Annotated in this window: 9 protein-coding genes; 2 read left to right on the top strand and 7 right to left on the bottom strand. The window is 74.8% G+C overall.

Features of this window, described 5'->3' with window-relative positions; all coding sequences use genetic code 11:
* Both PKY62_RS11165 and PKY62_RS11160 read right to left on the bottom strand, forming a co-directional pair.
* On the bottom strand, positions 1 to 228 hold a 228-nt coding region (locus PKY62_RS11165; RefSeq protein WP_324536959.1), incomplete at its 3' end, for a DeoR family transcriptional regulator.
* Positions 229 to 508: 280 nt separating this feature from the next.
* Positions 509 to 1,633, bottom strand: coding sequence for a GuaB3 family IMP dehydrogenase-related protein (locus PKY62_RS11160; protein WP_324536957.1), 1,125 nt, complete (start codon positions 1,631 to 1,633; stop codon positions 509 to 511).
* Between the two features lie 79 nt (positions 1,634 to 1,712).
* Between PKY62_RS11160 and PKY62_RS11155 the strand changes: the two genes are divergently transcribed.
* Complete coding sequence (locus tag PKY62_RS11155) at positions 1,713 to 2,462, top strand: exonuclease domain-containing protein (RefSeq protein ID WP_324536955.1); 750 nt, start codon at positions 1,713 to 1,715, stop codon at positions 2,460 to 2,462.
* Between the two features lies 1 nt (position 2,463).
* Here the strand turns inward: PKY62_RS11155 and PKY62_RS11150 are convergent, their stop codons facing one another.
* The 4 genes from PKY62_RS11150 to PKY62_RS11135 form a co-directional block, all read right to left on the bottom strand.
* On the bottom strand, positions 2,464 to 3,321 hold the full coding sequence (locus PKY62_RS11150) for an inositol monophosphatase family protein (RefSeq protein ID WP_324536953.1): 858 nt from the start codon (positions 3,319 to 3,321) through the stop codon (positions 2,464 to 2,466).
* A complete protein-coding gene (guaB, locus tag PKY62_RS11145) occupies positions 3,318 to 4,796 on the bottom strand; it encodes an IMP dehydrogenase (RefSeq protein WP_324536961.1) in 1,479 nt (492 codons plus the stop codon). Before guaB ends, PKY62_RS11150 begins: the two co-directional genes overlap by 4 nt.
* 99 nt (positions 4,797 to 4,895) lie before the next feature.
* On the bottom strand, positions 4,896 to 5,561 hold the full coding sequence (locus PKY62_RS11140; RefSeq protein ID WP_324536951.1) for a LuxR C-terminal-related transcriptional regulator: 666 nt from the start codon (positions 5,559 to 5,561) through the stop codon (positions 4,896 to 4,898).
* 187 nt (positions 5,562 to 5,748) lie between these two features.
* On the bottom strand, positions 5,749 to 6,672 hold the full coding sequence (locus PKY62_RS11135) for a MerR family transcriptional regulator (RefSeq protein ID WP_324536949.1): 924 nt from the start codon (positions 6,670 to 6,672) through the stop codon (positions 5,749 to 5,751).
* A 217-nt stretch (positions 6,673 to 6,889) separates the two neighbouring features.
* On the opposite strand from PKY62_RS11135, the gene PKY62_RS11130 reads away from it, so the two are divergent.
* On the top strand, positions 6,890 to 7,180 hold the full coding sequence (locus tag PKY62_RS11130; RefSeq protein WP_324536947.1) for a WhiB family transcriptional regulator: 291 nt from the start codon (positions 6,890 to 6,892) through the stop codon (positions 7,178 to 7,180).
* Between the two features lie 108 nt (positions 7,181 to 7,288).
* On the opposite strand, the gene PKY62_RS11125 is transcribed toward PKY62_RS11130, so the two are convergent.
* Positions 7,289 to 7,506: co-chaperone GroES (locus PKY62_RS11125; RefSeq protein ID WP_324536944.1), on the bottom strand; the 218-nt coding region annotated here is incomplete at its 5' end.

Below are 7,506 nucleotides of genomic sequence, written 5' to 3'. Positions count from 1 at the left end.
CAGCCGCAGTGGACGCCGGCCCTCGCCGACGGCGGCGTGATCCAGCCGCTCGACCGGGATCGCACCGCCGTGCATCCGTCGCAGCAGGCCGCGGCGCTCCAGCGCGGTGAGGTCCCGACGGACCGTCTCGGGCGTGACGTCGAGGGAGTCGGCGAGGTCCTTGACCTCGACGCGGCCGTCCTGACGGGCACGGGAGAGGATCTGCTGCTGGCGTTCGGTCGCGTACACCCCGTCTCCTTTGACGTTCGTGATGCCCGTTCAGATGTTGGTATGCCTTTGTATAGTTCCGTTTCTGTCCGGTGTCAAGAGATTCGGAGCCCGATTGCCCGGAGATGTCGGATCGGTGGCCACCGGGTGGCCCGGTCAGGGGGCCGCGTGGGCCCGAGGTCCCGCAGGGGACCGTGGTCGGGCCCCGGGCGGGTCGAGGCGGCGGGAGCGGCGGCGCTGCCGCCCGGGCCGGTCGTGCTGGGTGCTGCTGGTGCTGCTCGGTGTGGTGTGTCGGTACGGCTCAGTGTGGCTGGTACGGGGAGACGACGACCTCGACACGCTGGAACTCCTTGAGGTCGGAGTAGCCCGTGGTGGCGAGCGCCCTGCGCAGGGCACCGACGAGGTTGAGCGTCCCGTCGGCCTGGCGGCCCGGGCCGAAGAGGATCTCCTGCAGGGTGCCGGCGGTACCCACCTCGACGCGCTCGCCGCGGGGCAGCTGCGGGTGGTGCGCCTCCGGCCCCCAGTGCCAGCCCCGGCCCGGGGCCTCGGCTGCACGCGCGAGGGCCGCGCCGAGCATGACGGCGTCCGCGCCGCACGCGACGGCCTTGACGAGGTCGCCGGAGCGGCCCACGCCACCGTCGGCGATGACGTGCACGTAGCGGCCGCCCGACTCGTCGAGGTAGTCGCGCCGCGCCGCGGCGACGTCGGCGACGGCGCTGGCCATCGGGGCGTGGATGCCCAGGGACACCCGGGTGGTGTGCGCCGCCCCGCCGCCGAAGCCGACGAGAACGCCGGCGGCGCCGGTGCGCATGAGGTGCAGCGCTGCGGTGTACGTTGACGCGCCGCCGACGATGACCGGGACGTCGAGCTCGTAGATGAACCGCTTGAGGTTGAGCGGCTCCGAGCGGCCGGAGACGTGCTCGGCCGACACCGTGGTGCCGCGGATGACGAAGAGGTCGACCCCCGCGTCGACGACGGCCTTCCAGTGCTGCTGCGTGCGCTGCGGCGAGAGCGCACCCGCGACGGTGACGCCGCCCTCGCGCATCTGGGCCAGCCGCCGGGTGATGAGCTCGGGGACGATCGGCGCGGCGTAGATCTGCTGCATGCGGGCCGTGGCCGCGGCGGGCTCGAGGGCCGCGATCTCGTCGAGCAGGGGGGTCGGGTCCTCGTACCGGGTCCACAGGCCCTCGAGGTCCAGCACGCCCAGGCCGCCGTGCCGCCCGAGCGCGATGGCCGTCTCGGGGCTCATCACGGAGTCCATGGGCGCCGCGACGATCGGCAGCTCGAAGTGGTACGCGTCGATCTGCCAGCCGACCGAGACGTCCTGCGGGTCCCGCGTGCGGCGGGAGGGCACCACCGCGATGTCGTCGAAGGAGTAGGCACGACGTCCGCGCTTGCCGCGCCCGATCTCGATCTCGTTGCTCACCCGGCAAGGCTACCGGCCACGGCGTGGCCTGCGCAGGGCTGTCGGTGCCGGCTGGCACGCTGGCGGGCAGGAGGTCGTGATGCGCTGGATCGACGGGGCCCTCATGGGGTTCGACACCGAGACGACGGGGGTCGACGTCGGGACGGACCGTGTGGTCACGGCCGCGCTGGTGCGCCGGGCCGGCTCGGCAGCACCGGGGACGCCCAGCCTGTCCACCGTGACGTGGCTCATCGACCCCGGCGTGCCGATCCCGGCCGGTGCAGCGGCGATCCACGGCGTGACCACCGCGCACGCGCGGGCGCACGGACGCCCCGCGGCGGTGGCGCTCGAGGAGATCGCGACCGGTCTGGCCGCCGCCCTGCGGCGCGGCGAGCCGGTGGTCGCCTTCAACGCGAGCTACGACCTGTCCCTGCTCGACGCGGAGCTGCGCCGCCACCGTCTGCCGACGCTGCCCGAGCGCATCGGTCACGAGGTCCGGACGGTCGTGGACCCGCTCGTCCTCGACCGGTACCTCGACCGCTACCGGCCCGGCAAGCGCCGCCTGGGCGACCTGTGCGCGCACTACGGCGTGACCACGGCCGCCCTGCACACCGCCGAGGTGGATGTGCTGGCCACCCTCGACGTGCTCGCCGCGATCGCCGCGGCCCACCCCGAGCTCGCGGCGATGAACCTCGACGAGGTGCACGACCTCCAGGTGACCGCGCACCGCACGTGGGCGGAGGGGTTCAACGCCTGGCGCACGCAGCAGGGCCTGGTGGGGGCTGGCGCCGAGCTCGACTGGCCGTCCCGCGTCCCCGCCGTCGGGCCGCTCTGGCCCGTGCCCGCCTGAGTCAGCGTCCGGGCAGGTCCAGCCCGTCCCGCACCCGCACGAACGTCGCTTCGTCCGGCGCGACGACGAGACCAGAGGCGCCGTCGGACGGCCGGTACTCGGCCCCGTCCGGCCGGCGCACCACGCCGCCCACCTCGCGGACCAGCACCGCGCCCGGCGCGTGGTCCCACGGCCACGTGCGCCAGTAGACGAGCACGTCCGTGGCGCCAGAGGCCACCTGCGCATAGGCGTGGCCGGCCCAGATCCGCGCGCCGAGCGTGAGGCCCGCGAGGTCGGCGGGCAGCGGCCGGGCCAGCAGACCGTCCCGCACCTGCGGCGGCATCCATCCCGTGGCCACGCCGCCCCGCAACGCCGGCCCGGCCACCAGCGCCCCGGCGAGGGCCGTCCCTGCCCGGGCGCCCAGCCGGGGCAGCCGCTCGCCGTTGCAGAAGGCCCCCGACCCGCGCTCGGCGACGTACGTCCGCCCGTGCGCCGGAAGGCAGATCCAGCCCGCCACGACCTCGCCGTCGGCGACCAGCCCCACCATGACGGCGTGGTCCGGCGAGCCCTCGACGAACGCCCGCGTGCCGTCGAGCGGGTCGACGACCCAGGCGAGCGGTGCGCCGGCCAGGACGTCCAGCCGGCCGGCGTCGGCGGAGGTGCCCTCCTCGCCCACGACGGGCACGCCAGGGGCGATCGCGGTCAGGCCCGCGACGAGCGCCGCCTCGGCCTCGGTGTCGACAACGGTGACGATGTCGTCGACACCCTTGACGCTCACGTCGCCGGCCACCAGGGCCCGGAAGCGCGGGGTCACGACCTCACGAGCGACGCGGTCGACGAGCGTGGTGACCGCGTCGAGGTCGATCGGGGCGCCCGTCACCGGCCGGTGTAGTTCGGGGCCTCGCGGATCATCTGGACGTCGTGCGGGTGCGACTCCTTGAGCCCGGCCGCGGTGATCCGGACGAACTTGCCGCGCGCCTGCAGCTGCGGCACGGTGCGCGCGCCGACGTAGAACATCGACTGGTGCAGCCCGCCCACGAGCTGGTGGGTGACCTGGGAGAGCGCGCCGCGGTACGGCACCTGCCCCTCGATGCCCTCGGTGATGATCTCGTCGTCGGACAGGTCGCCCTGGAAGTAGCGGTCCTTGGAGTACGAGCGGCGGTCGCCGCGCGACTGCATGGCTCCCAGCGACGCCATCCCGCGGTAGCGCTTGTACTGCTTGCCGTTGACGAACACGAGGTCGCCGGGCGACTCGTCGCAACCGGCCAGCAGCCCGCCGAGCATGACGGACTCGGCCCCGGCGACGATGGCCTTCGCGATGTCCCCGGAGTACTGCAGCCCGCCGTCGCCGATCACCGGCACCCCGGCCGGGCGGGCGGCCAGCGAGGCCTGGTGGATGGCCGTGACCTGGGGCACGCCGACGCCCGCCACGACGCGCGTGGTGCAGATCGAGCCTGGCCCCACGCCTACCTTGACCGCGTCCACCCCGGCGTCGACGAGCGCCTGCGAGCCCTCGCGCGTGGCGATGTTGCCGCCGATCACCTGCACGCCCCGCAGGGCCGGGTCCGCCTTGATCCGGCGCACCATGTCGAGCATGAGCCGCGCGTGGCCGTTGGCCGTGTCGACGACGAGCACGTCGACGCCGGCGTCGACGAGCGCTCCCACACGCTCCCACGCGTCGCCGAAGAAGCCGACGGCCGCCCCGACGACGAGCCGGCCGGCGCCGTCCTTGGTGGCCATGGGGTACTTCTCGGACTTGGTGAAGTCCTTGACCGTGATGAGGCCACGCAGCCGCCCCTCGCCGTCCACCAGCGGGAGCTTCTCGACCTTGTGCTTCGCCAGGATCGCCGCCGCGTCCTCGCGGGCGATGCCCACCGGGGCCGTGATGAGCGGCATCGGCGTCATGGTGGCGCGCACCAGGAGGTTCGGGTAGTCGGCCGGGTCGACGAACCGCAGGTCGCGGTTGGTGATGATGCCCAGCAGGCGCTGGTCCGCGTCCACGACGGGCAGCCCGGAGACGCGGTAGGTGCCGCACAGCGCGTCGAGCTCCGCGAGCGTGGCGTCCGGGGAGATGGTCACGGGGTCGGAGATCATCCCCGACTCGGACCGCTTGACGACGGTGACCTGCTGGGCCTGGTCGGCGATGGACAGGTTGCGGTGCAGGATGCCCACACCGCCCTGACGGGCCATCGCGATCGCCATCCGGGACTCGGTGACCGTGTCCATCGCCGCGGAGACCAGGGGCACGTGGATGGAGATCTCGCGGGTCAGCCGGGAGGTCGTGTCGCACTCGCTGGGGATGACGTCGGTCTCGCCGGGCAGCAGCAGGACGTCGTCGTAGGTCAGGCCGATCATCCCGAAGGGATCGGCGGCAGCGTCAGGGGTGCTGGGCTCGTGGGGGCTCACCCGGTGATCCTACGGGGCCCGCGCGGGCGTGCCGCGGAGCGTCCGGGATCAGCGGATGATGCCGGCCCGCAGGCCGATGGCGACCGCCTGGGCGCGATCGGCCGCGCCCAGCTTGCGGAACAGGCGACGCGCGTGGGTCTTGACGGTGTCCTCGGACAGGAAGAGCTCCGCACCGATCTGCGCGTTCGACCGACCGTGGCTCATCCCGGCGAGCACCTCGAGCTCGCGGCGGGTCAGCTCACCGGCGGCGGGCCGGCGCTGGGGCGTCGGGTCGGCCGAGTGGTGCGTCGCGGACGACCCGGCGGACGCGGCGGGGTGGGCTGCCGGTCCGGGCTGGTGCGGCACGACGGTCGTGGCCAGGCTGTGCGCTGCGACCGCGGCGAGCTCTGTGCGGTCGACGTCGGGCGGCAGGTAGCCGCGGGCGCCCAGGGCGATCGCGCGGTCCAGCGTGATCTCGTCGCCTGGCACGGCGAGCATGACGACGGCGGCGGTGACCCCGAGCGTGCGCAGCCGACGCAGCGCCTCGATGGGTCCGGAGCCGGGCAGGTGCGCGTCGAGCAGCACGAGCGCCGGGGCGACGCGCCGCGCGAGGGCGACGAGCTCCTCGGCCGTGGCCGCGGAACGAGCGGGCACGAGAGCTGGCACGCCGTGGGCGGCAGCGACGATCCGGTCTCGTACCCCTGCGGACCCGTGGCACACGATGACGCCGGCCATACCCCTCCCTCCGACCACGCGGCAGGCCCGGAGGCCCGCTCCCGTGCACGGCGTGAGTGCCGTGCGCCTACCTCATCGGCTCCCAGGGGTCCGGACCTTAGGGGACGGGCCGGGTGAGAAGGTCGTCACCCCGGGACGGCGGTCCGGCGGGGACAGGCCACGGGAGGTGTCGGGGCGTCCGGCGGGCTCAGCGCACGACGGCGAGGATCTCGTGCAGGGCGCCGGTCAGCGTCCGCACCCGGTGCAGCGCGAGCGACGGCGCGACCTCGAGCGGCGCCGACCCCGCCCGGTGCACGAAGAGCGGCAGGTCGGGGGCCCGCTCACCGAGCGCAGCCAGGAGGTCTCCCGGCAGCTCGGCTGCGACGTGCAGCAGCACGGCCGCCGGCGCCAGGGCCTCGACGGCACCCAGGACGGCCGCCGGGCCGCCCCCGGTCAGCACGAGGGCCGTGACCGCGTGCTCCTGCAGCGCGGTGGCGAGCACGTGCGCCACGAGGTCCGGGCCCGGTCCGGCGGGGACCGCCAGGACCGTCCCCAGCTGCTCCGACGGCGGGGCCACCCGGGTGCGGACCCCCGCGGCGGCGACGCGGCTGCGCAGCTCGGCGAACGCCGCGGCCTCGAGCCCGCGGACGGCGCTCTCGCCGGGCCGCTCGAGCACCGGCCGGGCGGCCAGGGTCGCCAACGCCGGCTCGACGAGGTCGGTCCACCAGTCCAGGACGTCGCGGGGATGCACGCGCGCGAGCATCCAGCGGACGGCAGCGTTGTCGAAGGCCCCGGCCGCACCGGCAAGGGCGGCCGGGTCCGGTGCCATGACGACGGCGTCCGTGTAGGCGTCCAGGACCTCGACGGTGGACGGGCCCGTGGCGCCGCCCGGGCCCTCCCGGGCCGTGCGCGCCGCCTCCGACGGCGCAACGCCCTCGAGCGTCAGCCTGCGCATGGTGAGGAGTCGCGCGACGTCGGCGGCCGAGTAGCGCCGGTGCGCCCCGGCCAGGTGCTCCGAGGGGCCGAGCCCGTAGCGCCGGTCCCAGGTCCGCAGGGTCGCGGGGGCGACGCCGAGCCGCCGGGCCACCGCGGCGACGGTCAACGAGGGGTCGGTGCGGGCGTCGGCGCTCATCGCGTCGCCCGGTCCGGGTGCTCGGCGGGGACGCGACGACACGGGACCATGACGCGATTGTGCCCAGCCCCTGGCGCGGTCCGCCACTTCACGGCCCGACCGGCCCCCGCCCCGGGCGTGGCGTCGGGCATCGCGGACCATCTCGCACCCGAGGGTTGACCAACTTGTGAAGCGGTTCTAGGTTGGGCACACCGCTGCACCACCCCTTGGAGGACCTGTGACCGAGATCTCGCGCCTGCCCGGTCCCGTGATGGACCTGTGGGAGTGGCAGTACGAGGGGGCCTGTCGCGACGCCGACCCGACGCTCTTCTTCCACCCCGAGGGTGAGCGCGGGTCCGCACGGCGCCGTCGTGCCGAGGCCGCCAAGGCCGTGTGCGCCACCTGCCCCGTGCTGGACGCCTGCCGGGCGCACTCGATGGCCGTGCGCGAGCCCTACGGCGTCTGGGGCGGGCTGTCCGAGGACGAGCGCACCGCCGTGCTGGCGGAGCGCCTGCGCCGCGCCGGCTGAGACCCCCGTCGGACCGACGGTCGCGGTACGCGCCCCCTCGCGCCGCGACGACAGAAGCCCCGGACCTCGCGGTCCGGGGCTTCTGTCGTGCTGCGGGTCAGGCGATGATCACTTGACCACGACGGCGAGGATGTCGCGCGCGGACAGGATGAGGAACTCCTCGCCCGCGTACTTCACCTCGGTGCCGCCGTACTTGCTGTAGATGACGGTGTCGCCGACGGCGACGTCCAGCGGCACGCGCTGGCCCTTGTCGTCGACCCGGCCGGGGCCGACCGCGAGGACCTCGCCCTCCTGGGGCTTCTCCTTCGCGGTGTCCGGGATGACCA

The organism is Actinotalea sp. (assembly GCF_035443605.1).
In the GTDB taxonomy this organism is placed as follows: Bacteria; Actinomycetota; Actinomycetes; order Actinomycetales; family Cellulomonadaceae; genus Actinotalea.
Note: the sequence above shows the minus strand (reverse complement) of the source record. Positions and strands in the feature narration are given on the sequence as shown.